Source organism: Marinifilum sp. N1E240 (assembly GCF_009295825.1).
In the GTDB taxonomy this organism is placed as follows: Bacteria; Bacteroidota; Bacteroidia; order Bacteroidales; family Marinifilaceae; genus Marinifilum_A; species Marinifilum_A sediminis.
Genome location: NZ_WHKF01000002.1, coordinates 144,183 through 161,552 on the forward strand (window position 1 = coordinate 144,183; position 17,370 = coordinate 161,552).

General features: G+C 33.0%; 13 protein-coding genes. 8 read left to right on the forward strand and 5 right to left on the reverse strand.

The genetic code is table 11. The annotated features are described in order from the left end of the window. Positions 1–11 precede the first annotated feature (11 nt). Positions 12–632 carry a bifunctional phosphoribosyl-AMP cyclohydrolase/phosphoribosyl-ATP diphosphatase HisIE gene (hisIE, locus tag GCQ56_RS05665; RefSeq protein ID WP_152733445.1) on the forward strand — a complete coding sequence of 207 codons (621 nt, stop codon included), beginning with the start codon at positions 12–14 and terminating at the stop codon, positions 630–632. On the opposite strand, the gene GCQ56_RS05670 is transcribed toward hisIE, so the two are convergent. Then, positions 601–2,277, reverse strand: a complete 1,677-nt coding sequence (locus GCQ56_RS05670; RefSeq protein ID WP_152733446.1) for an ATP-binding protein — start codon at positions 2,275–2,277, stop codon at positions 601–603. The two genes, hisIE and GCQ56_RS05670, sit on opposite strands and share 32 nt — an antisense overlap. Before the next feature lie 133 nt (positions 2,278–2,410). Beyond that, positions 2,411–2,929 (reverse strand): nitroreductase family protein, encoded by a 519-nt coding sequence (locus tag GCQ56_RS05675; protein WP_152733447.1) that lies wholly within the window; start codon positions 2,927–2,929, stop codon positions 2,411–2,413. 205 nt (positions 2,930–3,134) lie between these two features. On the opposite strand from GCQ56_RS05675, the gene GCQ56_RS05680 reads away from it, so the two are divergent. Next, positions 3,135–4,157, forward strand: coding sequence for a carbohydrate-binding family 9-like protein (locus tag GCQ56_RS05680; protein WP_152733448.1), 1,023 nt, complete (start codon positions 3,135–3,137; stop codon positions 4,155–4,157). A gap of 56 nt (positions 4,158–4,213) precedes the next feature. On the opposite strand, the gene GCQ56_RS05685 is transcribed toward GCQ56_RS05680, so the two are convergent. Further along, positions 4,214–5,047, reverse strand: coding sequence for a mechanosensitive ion channel family protein (locus GCQ56_RS05685; protein ID WP_152733449.1), 834 nt, complete (start codon positions 5,045–5,047; stop codon positions 4,214–4,216). Positions 5,048–5,410: 363 nt separating this feature from the next. On the opposite strand from GCQ56_RS05685, the gene GCQ56_RS05690 reads away from it, so the two are divergent. The 3 genes from GCQ56_RS05690 to GCQ56_RS05700 all read left to right on the forward strand — a co-directional run bounded on the left by GCQ56_RS05690 (position 5,411) and on the right by GCQ56_RS05700 (position 11,426). Continuing rightward, entirely contained in the window at positions 5,411–8,593 is a 3,183-nt protein-coding gene (locus GCQ56_RS05690) for a carboxypeptidase regulatory-like domain-containing protein (RefSeq protein WP_152733450.1), read from the forward strand. 155 nt (positions 8,594–8,748) lie between these two features. Next, entirely contained in the window at positions 8,749–10,449 is a 1,701-nt protein-coding gene (gene ggt, locus GCQ56_RS05695) for a gamma-glutamyltransferase (RefSeq protein ID WP_152733451.1), read from the forward strand. 431 nt (positions 10,450–10,880) lie between these two features. After that, a complete protein-coding gene (locus GCQ56_RS05700) occupies positions 10,881–11,426 on the forward strand; it encodes an NUDIX domain-containing protein (RefSeq protein ID WP_152733452.1) in 546 nt (181 codons plus the stop codon). Between the two features lie 30 nt (positions 11,427–11,456). Here GCQ56_RS05700 and GCQ56_RS05705 read toward each other — a convergent pair whose 3' ends face one another. Together GCQ56_RS05705 and GCQ56_RS05710 are read right to left on the reverse strand one after the other, a co-directional pair. Then, positions 11,457–12,194, reverse strand: coding sequence for a hypothetical protein (locus GCQ56_RS05705; protein WP_152733453.1), 738 nt, complete (start codon positions 12,192–12,194; stop codon positions 11,457–11,459). Further along, positions 12,194–13,228 carry a CDP-glycerol glycerophosphotransferase family protein gene (locus GCQ56_RS05710; RefSeq protein ID WP_152733454.1) on the reverse strand — a complete coding sequence of 345 codons (1,035 nt, stop codon included), beginning with the start codon at positions 13,226–13,228 and terminating at the stop codon, positions 12,194–12,196. Before GCQ56_RS05710 ends, GCQ56_RS05705 begins: the two co-directional genes overlap by 1 nt. Positions 13,229–13,569: 341 nt before the next feature. Here GCQ56_RS05710 and GCQ56_RS05715 point away from each other — a divergent pair, with 341 nt between their 5' ends. Genes GCQ56_RS05715 through aepX form a run of 3 tightly spaced genes read left to right on the forward strand, consistent with a single transcriptional unit; the run spans position 13,570 to position 17,366 of the window. Beyond that, the gene (locus GCQ56_RS05715) at positions 13,570–14,952 is read left to right on the forward strand and encodes a capsule assembly Wzi family protein (protein WP_152733455.1); all 1,383 of its coding nucleotides are present in this window, start codon (positions 13,570–13,572) and stop codon (positions 14,950–14,952) included. Between the two features lie 28 nt (positions 14,953–14,980). Next, positions 14,981–16,072, forward strand: a complete 1,092-nt coding sequence (locus GCQ56_RS05720) for a CDP-glycerol glycerophosphotransferase family protein (protein WP_152733456.1) — start codon at positions 14,981–14,983, stop codon at positions 16,070–16,072. Then, the gene (gene aepX / locus GCQ56_RS05725) at positions 16,065–17,366 is read left to right on the forward strand and encodes a phosphoenolpyruvate mutase (RefSeq protein WP_152733457.1); all 1,302 of its coding nucleotides are present in this window, start codon (positions 16,065–16,067) and stop codon (positions 17,364–17,366) included. Before GCQ56_RS05720 ends, aepX begins: the two co-directional genes overlap by 8 nt. Positions 17,367–17,370: the final 4 nt, after the last annotated feature.

Genomic DNA, 17,370 nt, shown 5'->3' on the forward strand with positions numbered 1-17,370 from the left:
AGAGTAAACATATGAATTTTAAAGATCTAACAAATCAAATTGATTTTAATAAAGGAGATGGACTAGTTCCTGCAATTATACAAGATGTGAAAACACAAAAGGTTTTAATGTTAGGATATATGAATAAGGAGTCCTACCAGAAAACCATTGAAAGTGGAAAAGTGACGTTTTACAGTCGTAGTAAACAGAGATTATGGACGAAAGGGGAAGAAAGTGGTAACTTTTTAGGTTTGAAAGATCTGAGCTTGGATTGTGATAATGATACTCTTTTGATAAAAGTGGATCCGATAGGTCCGGTTTGTCATAAAGGAACTGATACATGTTGGGATGAGGAGAATAAGGCTAGTTCAATTGATTTTCTTTTGCAATTGCAGCAGGTTATTGCCGAAAGAAAGAAAAATCAATCAGAGAAATCGTATACGGCAAGTTTGTTTCAAAAAGGAATGAATAAAATTGCACAAAAGGTAGGAGAGGAAGCTGTTGAATTGGTGATTGAAGCCAAGGATGACAATAAAGATTTATTTATGGGAGAAGCCGCCGATTTAATGTTTCACTATTTGGTTTTATTATCTGCAAAAGGATATACTCTGGAAGAGGTGGTTAATTTGCTGAAACAGCGTCACGCCATTTAGTTTCTTGCTTAATTGGAAGGGTAAAGTAGAATGCAGATCCTTTGCCAGGTGTCGATTTAACCCAAATTTGACCATCCATTAAACGAAGTAATTTTTTGCAAATATTTAAGCCAAGTCCCGATCCTCGGTAAAGAACTGTATTGTCAATTTCGATCTTACGGAATCGGTCAAAAATAAAATTAAGGGCCGATTCCTCTATACCAATTCCTGAGTCCTCCACACAAAATATTACTTCTGAATTACTGTTGAAACTAGCATAAATCCGAATGTATCCGTTTTCGGTAAATTTAATGCCATTTTCAATCAGGTTATTTAAAACCTGTTTAAACCGAAAAGGGTCAGATATCAAATGGAAGGATTCAGACTGTAACTGATTTACAAACTGAATGATAATCTTTTTGTGCGAAGGAATGTTTTGTTGTTGTATGCTTATTATCTCATTTATGGATGTGATAAGTTCAAATTTCTGATCAATTAGTTTTATCTGACCCGATTCAATTTTTGATAAATCTAATATTTCATCAATTAAATGAGTTAAGGATTGACAGTTGGTATTTATGATATTGGCAAATTTTTCCTTTTTTGTCAGATCTAAATCTTTGGAACTTATAAGTTCTGAAAACCCTTGAATTGCATTTAAAGGAGTTCTGATTTCGTGAGACATGTTGGCTAGAAAAGAGCTTTTTAATTGATTGCTTTCTTCTGCTTTATTTTTCGCTTCGGTTAATTCCTTGGTTTTTAAACTTACTCTTTTTCTGAGCGTTTTGTTCCAGATAGAAACTACTAATGTACTTAGTACTAAACCAAGCATTACTGAAAAAAGTACAATCCAAAATACAGCTTTTTGCCAAAATGGACGTACTTGTATAGGTATATACTGATTGTAAATTGCATTTTGTTCTTTAGGAGTTATTTGTGCAAGACCTTTATCCAATATTCTGGTTAAAATAGGCCAATCCTTTCTGGATCCTATGCCCAAAATATTATCATACCCCACATCACCAACTATTTTAAGGTTGGGAATTATTTCTTTGTGAATTAGGTAAATAGCATATCCTTGTTGGGTGATGACAGCATCGATATTTTTAGAATATAACTCTCTAAGGCAGGTCAAGTCATCTGCTAATTCAACCAATTTTAGTTCAGGATAAAGAAGTTTTATATGCTCATGAACCGCGTAGTTTTGAACAACACCAATTTTGAGATTTTCCATTTCATCTAAAGAAATATGATCTTCTGCATCATCTCTCATTAGAATGGAGTGGGGAAGAGTGATAAATGGATGTGTAAAATGAAAATACTTCCTCCTATCCATTGTCTCCTGAATTTCTAGTATTGCATCTACTTTGCCAGCTTTACCAGCTTCTAGTATGTTAGACCAATTGTCGAAATAGATTTTATCAAATTGATAATTGATATTTTCTTCTATCTGATTTAGAATATCAACAGATATACCAATTGATTTATTGTTTTTATCAAGATATTGAAATGGAGCAAATGTTGTACTTACAGCAATCTTAATATTTGGATGTTTTTTTAACCATTCTTTTTCTTTTGTGGTTAAAATATCTTCATTTTTCGGAGCACATGACAGAATGAACAATTGAGCGAGCAAAAATATTAAAAACCACCTTGTTCGTATCATGGGACAATATGAATTTGAATAAGCTAAAAGAGTACTGTATTTACACTTTCGTTGATATAATTACTAAAGAAGGCAAAAGTTACTAATTTTGAGAGAAAAATAAAACGGAAACCTTTTGAGTTTCCGTTTTATTTTAAAATTTATTAATGTGAATTTTATCTTTCTTGAGGAATGATTCTTCCCGCCCATCTTTAGTTCCTTCTTTATTGCCTAAGGCTATAATTGCTAAAATTCGTTGCGATTTAGGAATCTCTAAAAGATTTTTAATGTATTCCTCAGCACTTATTGAATCATTGTGCGGACGTTCTCTTACTTGAATCCAGCATGCTCCAATATCTTCTTTTTCTGCTTGCAATAGCATGAATCCAGCTGCAATAGAGCAATCTTCTATCCATACATCACTTAACGACTCATCCCCGGTAATCACTATTGATACTGGGGCGTGTTTAAGAAAACTTGCGCCATGGGGTTTACATTCCGAAAGTTTCTGATTAAGTTCTGGCTTATTGCATAAAATAAATTCCCAGGGATATTTACTTTTTGATGATGGAGCCAATAGTCCGGCTTTTAGTATTCTGTCTATTTTATCCTGATCGATGGATGTGTTAGTATATCTTCTTACGCTTCTTCTCTTAAATAATATATCAAGCATGATAGTTGAATTTTGAATTAGCTTTTAAAATTAAAACAATACAATTAATTATTAAATTATTTAGGTAGGAACTAAACCTGTTTAGTAGTATGTTTCCAAAGAATTTCTTCGTATTTCTCCCATCTTACGAGGGTTTTAGAGTGAAATATTACAAAATTTTATCATTAGATTAGCCAAATAGAAACTCAAACAATCTTTAAATAAAATGAAGAAATTACTTACGGTACTAATCGCAATATATTGCTTTGGGAATTTGTTTGCTCAATCTTATCCTGAGTCGTACATGTGTTACAAATCAGCGGAATCGATAAATGTTGATGGAGTTATTGGCGAACAGGAATGGGAGAACGCTCCATGGACTAATTATTTTGTAGATATAGAAGGTGATAAGAAACCTAAACCTGAATATAAGACTCGCGCCAAAATGCTATGGGATGAGAATTATTTTTATGTAGCAGCGGAAATTGAAGAGCCACATATTTGTGCAAAACTCAAACAGCGTGATACGGTAATCTTCTATGATAATGATTTTGAGGTGTTTATTGATCCACAAGGAGATAATCATAGGTATTATGAATTTGAAATGAATGCTTTAAATACGGTGTGGGATTTGTTAATTGCAAAACCATATCGCGATGGAGCTCCAGCAATAAATGCCTGGGATATACAGGGGTTAAAATCGGCAGTTAAGATTTATGGTACATTAAACAATCCGAATGATGAGGATGAAAAATGGACTCTGGAAATTGCTTTTCCTTGGCAGGTTTTAAAGGAATGTGCTCCTGAAGGAAGAAAGCCAAAAGATGGTGAGCAATGGAGAGTGAATTTTTCAAGAGTCAATTGGAAAATGAAAGTAAAGGATGGAAAATACAAGAAAAAGATTAACCCTAAAACGAATAAAGCATTTCCTGAAAGCAATTGGGTTTGGTCTCCTCAAGGTGTGATAGCTATGCACCAACCTGAAACATGGGCATTTGTTGAGTTTTCTGAAAAAGTTAAAGGAAATTTGTTGCCTAAAAAGGATTTGGATTATCCTTTAAAAATGGAACTGATGAAAGTGTACAATCAACAAAAACAATACTATTCTAAGAATTTTATTTATTCAAATAGCTTAAATTTTAATGGAATAACCATCGAAACAACATCGAAACAGTTTATTGCTTTTGGTAAGGGAAAATCAGGAAAGATTTGGTATATCGATCAGGAAAGTAAAATATGGAGTGAGTAAGAAGATTTCACTTTATTAATGAAGGGTATCCAATTAGGATACCCTTTTTAATTGCCCTAATTATTTTTGATGTGAACATCTCTTTGTGGAAAAGGTATGGTGATGTTATTTTTTTCAAATTCCTTATTGATTGCAAATCGCAAATCACTTTTTATAAATTCAACCATGAAGCTTTTTTTCGACCAGAAAAACAATTTAAAATCGAGAGAGGAATCTCCAAAATTGATAAATCGAACAAATGGTTTTCTTTTCTTAGCTATATCCGGATGTTCTTCTGCTACTTTCAAAAGCACCTTTTCAACCATTTCTACATTTGATCCATAAGCAACACCTACTTGTACATTAAACCGGGTTATGGTTTCATTGTGACTCCAATTAATTACGTTGTCACTAATTAATTTCGAGTTAGGTATAATCATGATAATGTTATCACGTGTCAGAATTTTTGAAGTTCTAAGACCAATTTCTGCAACTTTTCCTACAATCTCGTTTTCTAACTCAATAATATCATTCACTTTAAGATTTCTTTCAAAAAGTAAGATGATGCCGGAAGCAATATCATGAAAGATTTGTTGGATACCTAAACCAACACCTACAAGTAGGGCAGCCGAACTCGCAATAAGCAAGGTAAGTTTAACCCCAATAGTATCAAGGCTAAAGGCAATAATACAGACCCATGTTATGTATTTAATGATTAGATAAATTGATGTTCCACTTCCCTGATCAATTTTATCTTCATCCACTAATCTTTTAAAGATCCTTTTAATTAGCCTAAGAATAAAAATAGTGGTAAAAAGCAACGCAATTATTATCAATAGATGATAAAGATTAATATTGATTGATTTTGAGGTAATTAAAGGATAGTTGATGAATTGGTTTATCTTTTCCATTTGTTGTGGGGTTATAGGTATTATAACTTATTCTTGCGTGAAATTATAATTTTTTCGCAATTCTGTAATCTTCTTCAAAAAATTAGAACAAATTTTTTATCCAACTGATTAGTAAAAAACAATTTATTATAAGTAAAGATATGAATTGTAAAAGTATGATAAACAATAAGTTGTGTGAGTACTGCTTTTTAAAGCTTGTGAGGATATGTAATTTCTGTTGAATTCAATATAGGTTAACAGTAGTAGTGTTTGATTATGATGGTAAGGTGTTGGTAGTAAGTAATATCGAAATGGTGGAGTGCGGGTTTGTTTTTGTTTTTTTTGTATTTTAATATCACCTAATTATAATCTAATCTTTATACTATGAACAAATTTAAATTATTGTTGCTCTTTGCAATTGTGGCATTTTTAATGCCTGATGCTTTTTCACAAGGGGTTACTACCTCGTCTATGCGTGGTAAAATTGTAGATCCAAACAACACTCCTGTTTTTGCAGCCACTGTGGTAGCTACTCACACTCCAACAGGAACTCAATATGGAACCATTACTCAGGATGATGGACGTTATGACATTAGAAATATGAAAATTGGAGGTCCTTATACGGTTACCGTTACTTTTATTGGATATAAGGAATCGAAGCAGGAAAATATTTATTTGCAGTTAAATAAATCTGCCGAAATTAATCTGATTTTGCACGAAGACAATGTGCAAATTGATGAAATTACAGTCATTTACGATAAGAATGACGTAATAAGTCAGGATAGAACGGGAGCTCAAACTAATGTAAATAGAGAGAAAATTGCTGCCTTGCCAACAATTTCAAGAAGTCAGTCAGATATGACTAGATTAACTCCAGAATCTGATGGCAATAGTTTTGGTGGACGAAACAATTTGTATAACAACTTTTCTCTTGACGGTTCTATTTTTAATAATTCATTTGGTCTTGATGTTTCAACTCCTGGAGGACAGGCTGATGCACAGCCGGTTTCGCTCGATGCTATTGATCAGATTCAGGTATCTTTGGCACCTTTTGATGTTCGAGAGGGAGGGTTTACCGGAGCTGGTGTAAATGCAGTTACCAAATCGGGTACAAATGATTTTAAAGGATCCACTTATTACTATTTTCGAAACGAAAATATGATTGGTGATAAAGTGAGTGGTCTTAAGGTTAAGAATCTGGATTTTAGCACAAAGCAATATGGCATTAGTCTTGGTGGACCGATTATAAAAAATAAGCTGTTTTTCTTTATTAACTATGAGCAGGAAAGAAGAGATCAGTTGGCTCATGGATTTGTTGCAGATAATGGTTCAAATACTGGAAATTCGAATACAACAAGTGTTTCAGAAGCTGATGCAATGGCAGTTCAACAGCATTTAATTAATCGATGGGGCTACGATCCTGGAAAATATCAGGGATACAATCATGAAACCTCTAATGATAAATTTTTGATTAAGCTGGATGCAAATCTTTCTAGAAATCACAATTTAGTTTTACGTTATAATATGCTTGATGCATGGAAGGATATTCTTCCTCATCCAGAGGCTGTTGGTGGTCGTGGACCAACAAGTTTCCGCTTGCCTTTCCAAAATTCATCTTACCGAATTTTTAATGAAATTCATTCAGTTGTAGGAGAACTTCACTCCATGTTCTCTAGTAAAATTTCTAATAAATTATTGGTTGGATATACAGCCTTTCGCGATAAGCGTAATCCACATTCCGAGCCATTCCCAGTTGTTGATATTATGGATTTAAATGGTAATGTAGCATTAACGGCAGGTTCCGAAATGTTCTCTACTAATAATCGCTTAAATCAGGATGTATTTCAGATTTCAGATAATTTAACGTATTATTCAGATCGTCACGCAATTACAGTTGGATTTAACTATGAAAGATTCAAATTTGAGAATTCATTCAATTTATTTTATTACCCTTGGGTGAACGCTTTTAGCGTCCAGAATTTTTTAAATGATGACTTTGCTTACTTTGTTGGAAATGCTACTAACGATTTGAATCAAGATGTGACGGATGCTCAGCAAAATGCATTTGCATGGTCTGATGTTGATGTTGCACAGATCGCTTTTTATGCTCAGGATGAATTTCAGTTTAACGATGATTTAAAACTTACCTTTGGTCTTCGTATTGATTTTCCTAAGTATTATAATAATATACCGCAAGATGAAGCAACTAATAGAGGTCGTGATTTTGACGGCTGGGTTGACGAAAAAGGAAATTCTGTGAGACTTGATCCTGCTCAGTGGCCAGATTCAAAATTAATGTGGTCGCCTCGTTTTGGTTTTAATTGGGATATTAAAGGGGATAATACAATGCAACTTAGAGGAGGTTCTGGTATTTTTACCGGTCGTATCCCTTTTGTATGGCTAGGCAATCAATCAACCAATGCACGAATTGATGCAGGATATGAATTTCAGTTAAATGCAACGGCTGACGATTTCAAATTCCCACAAGTCTGGAAAAACAATTTGGCGTTGGATGTTAAGTTTGGTGATGGATGGTTGGCAACTGTTGAGGGTATTTATTCGAAAGATGTAAATGCTGTGGTACATAGAAATTATAATATGTTACCTCCATCGGGACAATTGTCTGGAACTGGCGATAATAGAGCTAGATTTGCAGGATTTAATGAGGTGAATATTTATTCTGCTTCTGCAGAATCAGAGGCATTTTTAGATGCCGGAGCAATTGTAATGGACAATACAAGTAAAGGATATCAATTCACAGCAACGGGTAAACTTGCTAAAAAATGGGATTGTGGTTTAACTACAGATATTGCTTATACATATTTAAATGCTAAAGATTTAACATCAATTCCAGCAGAAATTGCAGCTGATGCATTTCAACGAAATCCGGTTGTAGGAAATCCTAATAGCCCAGAATATTCATGGTCCAGATATGGTTTGAAGCATAGAGTAATTGCTTCTGCACTTTATAAAATTAAGTATGGAAAATTTGCTTCTTCTTTTGCTATGTTCTACGAAGCAGGTAAAGGGAATCGTTATTCCTACTCATACACAGGAGATATAAATGGAGATGCTATTGCTAATAACGACCTAATTTATGTGCCGAGAAATTCTAATGACATAAATTTTGGTATTGTTGATGGCAGTGGCAATGGTATTGCTGCAGCTGATGCAGCTCAACAATGGATTGCTTTAGATGCATTCATAAGTCAGGATGATTATCTGAAAGACAGAAGAGGCAAGTTCGCAGAACGTAATGGTGCAATGTTGCCATGGTACGGTCAAATGGATTTTAGATTTATGCAGGATTATAATTTTGATGTAGGAGGAAAGAAAAACACCTTGCAATTTTCGATTGATGTATTAAATATTGGGAATATGATTAGTTCTAACTGGGGAGTTCGTCAGTTTGCAACAACAACGCGACCAATAACTGTTAATGGAGTGGATAATAATGGTATTCCTTGGTTACAATTCGATCCTAACCTAAAAGAATCTTATATTGATGATGTATCGGTAAATTCTAAATGGCAATTGCAAATAGGGATACGTTATATTTTTAATTAATAAATATAATTCATAAAAGTTAGAGCTGTTGCAATTGCAACAGCTCTTTTTATTCAATATAAATCAGACTATTTCTACATTATTTTTTTGAAGTAGCTTAATGTTCATAGTAAACAGTATTATCTTTAGGAATTCAACCTGAAAAATCAATTTTAATGATGAAAAAAGCATATTCGATACTGTTAATTTTGTGCTTGTTAATTGGGCAATCTTCTTGTGATCAAAAAGAAACGATTTCCAAAGGCAGTGATGGAATGGTAGTGACAGCACATTTTCTGGCTTCGGAAGTAGGTGCAGATATTTTAAAACAGGGAGGTAATGCTTTTGATGCTGCTGTTGCTGTTCAGTTTGCTCTTGCGGTTGTTTACCCTAGAGCTGGCAACATTGCAGGTGGAGGATTTGCAGTTATTAGAACTGCTGATGGAAAATACAATACTCTTGATTTTCGCGAAAAGGCTCCCTTAGCCGCATATGAAAATATGTATGTTGATAGCTCTGGAAATGCGCTTACAAACCTTGGTCAAAAGGGACATTTGGCTGTTGGTGTTCCGGGTAGTGTAGATGGAATGTGCGAATTGCATAAAAAATATGGAAGCATACAATGGGAGAAATTACTGCAACCAGCTATTGATTTTGCAGGCAATGGAATTAAATTGACTGAACTTGAAGCGAATAAGTTAAATGATTATCGCGAAAGAATATTAACACAGAATTCAGGAAAAAAAGAAATTAGATATGTAAAGGATACTCTGTTTTTAAAAGGAGATATTCTTTTGCAACCAGAATTGAAGGAAACTTTAAAGCGAATACAGCTTGATGAAAGAGAGGGGTTTTACGGTGGTAAAACTGCGGAGTTGTTAATAAGTGAAATTCAAAATGGAAATGGAATTATTACAAATGAAGATTTAAAGAACTATAAAGCCGTTTGGCGAGAGGCACTTGTTGGGAAATATCGTGATTGTAAAATTATTTCAATGCCGCCTCCTTCGAGTGGTGGAATTGCATTGATTCAATTGTTAAAAGGCGCAGAAAAATTTGAATTAAGGAATTATGGATTTGCATCAATGGAGCATTTTCATATTATGACAGAGTTGGAACGAAGAGTGTATGCCGATAGAGCAACATGGTTGGGTGATCCTGATTTTTATGATGTTCCAACATCCCGATTAATTAGCGATGTATATCTGGATGAGAGATTTTCAGATATCAGTATAGATAAAAAATCAGATTCTCAGGAAATTAAAGCTGGAGAAGTAAATGTAATTGAGAGTTTTGAAACCACACATTTTTCTATAGCAGATAAAGCTGGGAATGCGATAGCTATCACCACAACACTGAATGGCAACTATGGTTGTAAGGTGGTGGTTGATGGAGCAGGATTTTTGTTGAATAATGAAATGGATGATTTTAGTATTAAACCCGGAGTTCCGAATCAGTTTGGTTTAGTGGGAGGAATGGCAAATGCGATTCAGCCTGAGAAAAGAATGCTTAGTAGTATGACTCCTACCATAGTTGAAAAAGATGGAGAATTGCGAATGGTACTTGGTACTCCTGGAGGATCTACAATTATCACATCAGTTTTTCAAAATATTATTAATGCAATGGAATTTGAAATGACTCCTCAGGAATGTGTAAATGCACCAAGAATTCATTCTCAATGGCTTCCAGATGAAATCTATATAGAACCTAATGCAATTGATAATGTTACTCGAGAGAGATTAGAGAAAATGGGGCATGTGATTATAGATATGAGTAAAATTGGAATGATGGCGAATATTTTCGTTCAGGAGAATGGAGATGTTATTGGTTGTGCGGATACAATCAGGCATAAAGACAGCAAAGCAATTGGTTATTAGAAAGTAAAAAAGGCAGAACTTTAAAGAAGTTTTGCCTTTTTTGGGTTTATGGTATTTGGGTTAGTTGCTTACATAATGGGCGGTCTGAATATCTTGTCCAATTAAAATTAGCGACCATTCAATTTGAATAAGATACAACCCCGAAATTAATGTCAGGATATAAAATAAAAATGAGGTTGACCGTTCCCATTTGTTACTTGCTTCTTGCTAAAAGTAGTAACTTTTTAAAATAATCACTATAAATGCAGCATAGATTACCTAGTTTGATTTCAATCCAAATAAGAAAATTGCCTGCTTAATAGAAGTCCAAAATATTTTTTTTAATAGTATGAAAACAAGAAATGGAACAATTGTAATGAAAATTTATATTGTTTGTTGGTTAACAGAAATCATTCCTTTAGATTTGTTATTCTTCAAAAAAATCAATGTTTATGAATCCTGTTAATAAAGGTACACTTCCGGAAAATGTTATTGCTTTTTGTCCGAAGTGTGGAAGTGCAAATTTTAAATATCGAGAGGATAACTCATTTCTTTGCGAAAACTGTAATTTTCATTTGTACATAAATTCAGCTGCTGCTGTAGCCGCATTAATAGTTAACGATGATGGTGAAATTCTTCTCACCAAACGAGCTATTGAACCTCAAAAAGGAATGCTCGATTTGCCAGGTGGTTTTGTAGATGTGATGGAAACTGCAGAAAATGCTGTCTCCAGAGAAATTAAGGAAGAGTTGAATTTAGATGTGAAAAGCATGAAGTACTTTATGTCTTTTCCCAATGAATATATTTTTGGCGGAATTTCTGTATTTACAATTGATTTGGCATTTGCATGCTCTGTGATAAATTATAATAAAATACACGCTAAGGATGATATTTCAGCATTTAAGTTTTATAAGTTTTCAGAGATTGATTTCGATAATGTTTGTTCAGGATCTATACCTATTATTATTCGTGAATTCATAAAAATGCAAAGAGATTAATTAAATTCTCTTTGCATGCAAGTTATCTAGTTATGCTTTCTTCTTTTTGGCTTTTCTTTTCTTAATTGCTTCATTATGAGACATTGTTAGTTGCATCATTTTTTCAATAACAGAATTTTCATCCGTATTCCAAAGTTTTGCATATTCTTTTGCCATTACTTCTACCATTTCTTTAGTAGAGCCTAGCCTGTAGAAGTTTTTTATGCCCAAATCTATATCAATAGAAGTAAATTTGGTTCGATTAAGATCTACTAGATAAAAGTTAAAACCAGAATCGTTTTCTTTTATTAGTGTATTCCCTGGAGAATGATCAATGAAATAAATTCCTTGCTTATGGAAGTTGTATGTAAATCTAGTGAATTCAATCAACACATCGTTTATGTTTTCAATGTTTTGACCAATTAGTTCCCTGAATGTGTAATCATATTCAGCTTGTATTGAGATATAATAACTTCTAGTCAATCCGCCAAGTTTAGAGTATTCTATATAAGCTACAGGATCTGGAGTTGAAACTCCTAATTTTAACAACTTAGAACCATATTGAAAAGATCTTTTAGCCTTTGATTTTCTTAAGTAACGATAAGCATACTTGTTGATTAAGTTAGGAGTTTTAAATGATTTAATATTAAATATTAAATCATCTATTTTTATTGATTTAATTAGATTTCGACCATCTTGAATCACTTGTCCTTCATTTTCAAATATACGAGGAATGTCAAGTATCTTCTCTTTAAGAAGACTGTAGGAAGGATTTATTTCGTATCGCATTATTTAAATCTTTTTAAGGATTTTTTTCTTCTGAAATAACCTAGATTTCTTTTTTCAGGAACTCCAAATTGATCAATGTAATTTTGAGCTGCAGTTAACATTCTCTTACATGAGTTTCCATCAGAATAGGGATCAAAGTATAGAATTGCTTCTTTACGTTTATTGGCAAATTCATCCAAGGTAATTTCTTTATTAAAAGCATCAGCTAGATGTAATGGATTGTTAATGTTTCGCCAATATTTTACTTTCGATGCATTGTTAAAGGTTATTACTGGCTTATTAAGAAACAGAAACTCAAAAACAACAGACGATGAATCGCTAATCATTACATCCGAAATTAATAAGAATTTGTTGATATCCACATCTGCCATCCACAGCATATTTTTATTATTGTTTGCAATGGTCTCATATGCTTTCATCCATTTTTTATCTGTTAAAGGGTGAAATTTGAGAATTAGCAAAACATCATCTCGTTCTTCAACGAATTTTTGAATTCCTTCTTGCAAGTAAGGCAAAGAAGTTATAGACGGAGGAAAAGTTGGAGCATATAAAACAATTTTTTCTTTCTTGTATTTTGTAAGAAGATCTTGTTTATAATCATCGTATTTATTTAAATCTCGAATAATTCCATCTCTTCGTGACCAACCAGTCTCAACTACTTCAGCTTTGCGTTTGTTTTTAAGTGCCTTTTTATATCCATCTGTAAAATATGGTCCTTGGGTTAAGTACAAATCAAAATAATCCCGAATTCGAAAATAACGCTTTTCTCCACATTCATACCCATGTGAAATTTGAATTTTCACCCCAGGTAAATCATAAGGAACAACATTACATGGAACAAAAATTGCATCAGGAGAGAATTCATAGATATCATTAATATTATTCGTCCAAGGAACATCCAAACTAAATTCTGAAATATTATTTTTATGGATATACCACAATATTTCATGACAACCTTCTAAAATAGCTTGTTCATGTATTGGTTTTACCATTGAAATGGTATACTTCTGCTCACAAAATAATACAATTTTCATATAATTCTTATAATGTTTTATTTATTATGCTTATAGACAATTTTATTTCTTTTAACGGAAATAGAACGTTATCAATTAATTCATCAATTCGATTATATCATTATTGTCTATGGATAAATTATTATAAATTCCCTTTGGCATAATGAGTGAGTTGATTGTAACTAATTGCATAAACTTGAGATTTTATGCAAAGAAAACAAAAAATACACTCTTACTCAATATTACATGAATCATTTCGTTTAAGTATTTGTTTGAAAAAAATGATAAATTAAACAAGGTTCTGAGTATCTCAGATTATAATACTTATCTTTGTTCACTTTTAAAATTTAAATATTAGAATAATGAAATTGAAAGCCTTTCTATTAGCTTCTTTGATGATGATTTGTGTTGTGATCTTTGCACAAAAGAAAACCAAATATGAAGTGGGGATTTCATCAGCTGTAGGGACAAATAAAAATTTACCGTTTTGGTTACATTCTAACAAAAATGGAAGAGTTCCAGACAAAGGATTTATAATGGGAGATATTTCATTTGGGATGGATTATAACGACAGTAATGAAAGAGAAATTGATTTCATGTGGAAAACAAGTGGTGTTGCGTACTCAGGTCATGAATCAAATTTAATAGTGGATGAGGCTTATGTTGGTTTAAAATGGAAAATATTTAATTTATATATCGGACAGAAAAACAATTCCATTCTTAAGGATGGACTATCATCAACGAATGGAGATTTAATGTATTCAAATAATTCACGCGCCTATCCTAAATATGAATTAAGTGTTTCAGATTGGACAGGCGTGCCTTATACCAATGGATTAATTTCGTTTAAAGGCTTGTTGTCTGATGGAATTACAACTGACAATAGATATATTGATAATGCAAGGATACATCACAAAAACTTTTATTTAAGGATATTTAAAGATTATAAATTTAGCGCAAGTGCTGGTATCGAGCATTATGCCTTGTGGGCAGGAACACACCCTATAAACGGCGATATTTCAGGATCATTTTCAAAATATATGAAAATATTTAAAATAGAAGGGGATGATGCTGGAACATTTGGTAACGATGAGTATCGCTTAGGTAATCACATTGGAAGTTATCGTTTCGACTTATATTATAATGACAAGAATTTTAGTTTGAATGCATACTATCAAACAGTTTTTGAAGATGGGTCGGGTAAAAGAATGAATAACTTACCAGATGGATTGTACGGTTTATATTTCAAAAATAATAAGAATGAAAAGTCATTAATTCAATCTGCACTATTTGAATTTTATCATACAACTGATCAGGGAGGATCTATTTTTCAGGAAGGAGACCATATTATTGGAGGACGAGATAATTATTTTAACCATAGCGAATATCGCTCGGGTTGGACTCATCATGGAAGAACAATTGGATCACCTTTGTTTACAACAGGATATAAAGATGGTCACACTGTAATTGAAAATAACAGATTTAAAGCTGTTCATATAGGTCTTATGGGGCATTTACTTGGATTGCCATACAAGACATATTTTACTTTCAGTAAGAATTATGGTACCTATTCAAGTCCGTATACTTCAAGTTTAAATCAGTTTTCTGGAGTCATGGAAGTGACTGTACCTGCAAGGAAACTTCCTTTTAAAATAGATTTAGCATGTGCTGTTGATAAGGGAGAACTTTTAAAGGATAACTTAGGATTTTTTATTAGATTGTCTAAGTCCGGAATTTTTAAATAAGATCTTCAATTTTATAAAAAGACTAGATATGCAGAGTCAGTTAAATTCTTTTTTTGCTTTATTTTATTTAGAGAATAATTATTACTTGCCTCATTTCATATCTGTTATGGATGAGATGAATGCTAACTCCTTAAGTTTTGCTGTTGTAATTCCAGAGGAAAAATCAAGAAATATACAGGAACAAAATAAAACCACTATTGCTTTTTGTAAGAAACGTTCCATTGAGTATTACTTATTACCAAGAGAAGATTTAGTTTGTAAATTTTTAATATTTGGAAATGCATTAATACCTACAAATATAGATTATCAAAAAGCAGTATCCATTTTTCATGGTTGTTGGGGAGGTAAAAATGTTTATTTAAGAGATACTCATACTGAATTTGATATTCGATTTGTTGAGACTGAATTTATTCGTGAGAATATTCTTCGGGCTCATCCAGATAAAAGGGATAATACTGTTGTAGTAGGGTATTCTAAATTGGATTCTTTACTACAAGAAAATCCAAAAGAGATTCAGGATTTAAAAGAAAAATACAATTTAGATCCTAAAAAGAAAACTATTCTTTATGCGCCAACCTTTTATCCTTCATCAATTAGAAAGATATCTGAAAACTTTCCTGAATTGCTGAGTGAGTATAACATCCTTATTAAACCTCATTTTTATATTTATATGAGGAAGAGGTATATAAAGGAATTTGAATTGATTCAGAATTGGAATAAGTACGATAATGTGTATTTTGCAGATCTATCGGAAAATTCTCTTATTCCATTTATGCTTGTAGCTGATATTCTGGTTTCAGATTTTTCAGCTGCCATTTATGAATTTGCAGCGATGGGTAAACCAGTAGTGGTAAATCGATTTGTAAAATCGAGATGGTATTATAAATTAATGCCTAATAAATTGAATGGCAGATTAGATCTGCTTAATTTTGATCTTTGGGAAGTGGGTGATAATGCTTATAATGATAAGCAGATGGTTGAGCTGTTAAAAGAAAATTTAGAGAATCCTAGTAAAATGCTTGACCAGCGAATGAGTTTGGTTAAAAAAGTTGTTGGCGACGTTGATGGAAAAGTTGCCCATAGAATTGTGAAACATTTAAAAAATATATTACATGAGTAAGAGCGTATACATTGGAATGAGTGCCGACATCATTCATCCAGGGCATTTAAATATTATTAAAGAAGGTGCTAAATTGGGAAGTGTTACAGTTGGTGTTCTAACGGATAAGGCAATTGCTAGCTATAAGCGTTTACCTTATTTGGATTACGAGCAAAGAAAAATGATCGTAGAAAACCTAAAGGGAGTTGAAAAAGTTATACCTCAGGATACTCTTGATTACGTACCTAATTTGATGAATGTTAAGCCTGATTTTGTAGTTCATGGTGACGATTGGAAAGAGGGAATTCAGCAAGAAACAAGACAACGCGTTATCGACACGATTAAAGAATGGAATGGTAAGGTTATCGATGTACCTTATACGCAAGGAATCTCTTCATCAAAATTAAACGAGAAGGTAAAGTCAATTGGGACTACACCTGAAATTAGAATGAAGCGCCTACGTCGATTAATTCAGGCTAAACCAGTGGTACGTATTTTGGAATCACATAGTGGTTTAACAGGATTAATTGCTGAGAATGCTAAGGTGAGTGTAAACGGTATGAATCAGGAATTTGATGGCATGTGGTCAAGTAGTTTAACTGACTCTACATCAAAAGGAAAGCCGGATATTGAAGCTGTTGATATTACAACACGTATGCATGGTTTGAATGACACTTTAGAGTGTACAACCAAGCCGATTATTTACGATGGTGATACTGGTGGAAAAGTAGAGCATTTTGTATTTACGGTAAGAACATTGGAGCGTCATGGTGTTTCTGCTGTAATTATCGAAGATAAGACAGGTCTTAAAAAGAATTCATTATTCGGTACTGCAGTTCCACAAACTCAAGATACAATTGAAGATTTTTCTGCTAAAATTAAAGCTGGAAAAATGGCTCAGGTTACTGAGGATTTTATGGTTATTGCTCGTGTAGAGTCTTTAATTTTAGGAAAATCAGTTGAAGATGCATTAGAAAGAGCACACGCCTATGTTAAAGCTGGTGCCGATGGTGTAATGATTCATAGTAAAGAGAAAACTGGAGAAGATATTATTGAGTTTTGTGAACGATTCAGAAAAGATAATAAAAACACACCTATTGTAGTTGTACCATCAACATTCAACCACATTACAGAAGAAGAATTTAGTAAAGTTGGAGTTAATGTGGTGATCTATGCAAATCACATGTTACGTGCTTCATATCCAGCAATGATGGATGTTGCAAAATCGATTTTAGCTAATGGACGCTCGTCGGATGCGAATGATAAATGCATGCCAATTAAGGAAATTCTAGAACTGATACCTGGTACTAAATAAGATT